Genomic DNA, 1,884 nt, shown 5'->3' on the forward strand with positions numbered 1-1,884 from the left:
CAGCGGGACAGGCGACAGCATCGTCCATGACAGGGTGAAACCTCGTGTCCGCCGATCCGTCACATCCACGCTCCCAAGCCTGCGCCGCCCCGCGCCGGGCGCCTATACCGCGATCAGCGCATAGGGCCGGCCGAACTGTTCCGACACCACGAACTGCGCGCAGTTGTAGACCGGCACACCCCGCGGCGTCTTCCCTTCGAAGGTGCCGCGATGGGCATGGCCATGGACCGCGAAGCGCACATTGTCAAAACGGTCGATCGCGTCGGCAAGGCGCGACGACCCCAGAAAGGGAAAGATTTCCGCCGGTTCGCCTTCCACAGTCTGGGCGATCGGCGCATAGTGCAGCACGGCCACGACGCGGTCGGTGCGCAGCGTGCGCAACGCATTTTCCAGCTTGCGCGCCTCGTTGATCGACTCCTCGACAAATCCCTTGATCGCCCGCTCCCCGAAAGCGCCCAGTTCGCCCCGGCCGAACCCGCCGACGAAGCCCTTCACCCCCGCAAAGCCCACGCCCCTTATTTCCACGGCCTGCTCGTCCAGCACCGTGACCCCCGCGCCGGTCAGGATGCGCGCCACCTCCTCGGGCTGGCCGCATTCATAATCGTGATTGCCCAGCACGGCGACGACGGGGATCGAGCAGGCGCGCAAGTCCTCCGCCAATATTTCCGCCTCGCGCGTCTTGCCGAAGTTGGTGAGGTCGCCGCACAGCGCCAGCACATCGGCCTTGTCGGAAATTTCGGCGAAAAGGTCGCGATATTTATGCTCCTGCTGGTCGGTCACATGCAGGTCGCCGATGGCGGCGACGGTCAGGCTTCCAGCCCTCTGATTTCCGGGCGGGGCCGCCTCACTTGTTGCGATCATGGCTTTCCTCCAGTCCCTTGCCGACCACGTCGGCGAAGCCCCATTCGGTGATGTCCACCAGATAGTCGCGCGGGGACAGCAAGCGCCCCCGGCACACGCGGATGTTGGGCACCGGCAGCTCGGCGCGCGTCTGCAACCGCCCGAGCAATTCCTCGAACAGCCAGAGCGGAATACAGTGCCGCTCGGTCGGGTAGATGAAACGGAAATTGAGCAGGTGAATGAGCAGCACTTCCCAGTGCAGCTCCACCGCGTCGAGCAGCTTCTGCCAGTCGATCGCCTCATGCTGTTTCAGGATCATATGCGCGACATCCGCCCCGTCGTAGCGATAGCGATCCTGAATGAAGATCTTCGACAGGATGAACTCGGTCGGCGGCGTGATGCGCACGCGAATGCCATAGACATCGGCGTGGGACGCATTGCGGAACCATTCCTCCGTCACCGGCAGGCTGGCCGAGGAGATATTATAGATGACGTCGAAGAAATTGCCGTCCTTCCACACCTTGCCGATCCAGCGCTCATCCTCGAATTCGACCTCATGGCCCAGATGCCGGAAATGGGCGAGGATGCGCGGCGCATCGCCCGCCTTGCAGAAGACGTCCAGATCCTTGGTCGGACGCACGATGCCGGTGTGGCATCCCAGCGCATAGGTGCCCGACAGCATGAACGGGATGCCGGAGGACACGAGTTCCTGCAGACTGTCGGCGTAGAATTGCTTCGCTTCCGGCGGCGGATCGAAGGCGGTGGGGTCGCAGGTCATCGGGCACCCTTGTTGCGGCGGGAAAAGGGCAACGGGCGGCGAGCGGATTGCGTTCCGTTTTGCCGGGGAGGCGGTTGTCTTTCGGGCTGGGCGGCTTAGGGTGCGCCCAAGCATATTTCGGAGCTGGCCACAGGCTCGACGGGCTGCTGCGAACGCGGGAGCCCGGTTGAGGCGACCGAACTGGACTCCTGCTTTCGCAGGAGCCTGCCCTGTTCGCGGTCAGGTCTCCCAGCATCGAGCGAGGCGACATGACCCGGCACATATCC

General features: G+C 64.0%; 2 protein-coding genes. Both read right to left on the bottom strand.

What is annotated here, in order from left to right; translation table 11 throughout:
• Nucleotides 1-102 precede the first annotated feature (102 nt).
• A complete protein-coding gene (locus tag AX724_RS15765; protein WP_066768108.1) occupies nt 103-861 on the bottom strand; it encodes a metallophosphoesterase family protein in 759 nt (252 codons plus the stop codon).
• Nucleotides 845-1,618, bottom strand: coding sequence for a nucleotidyltransferase (locus tag AX724_RS15770; protein WP_066768111.1), 774 nt, complete (start codon nt 1,616-1,618; stop codon nt 845-847). The genes AX724_RS15765 and AX724_RS15770 overlap by 17 nt, the downstream gene beginning before the upstream one ends.
• Nucleotides 1,619-1,884: the final 266 nt, after the last annotated feature.

It is taken from the genome of Sphingobium sp. CCH11-B1, assembly GCF_001556865.1.
Lineage (GTDB): Bacteria > Pseudomonadota > Alphaproteobacteria > Sphingomonadales > Sphingomonadaceae > Sphingobium.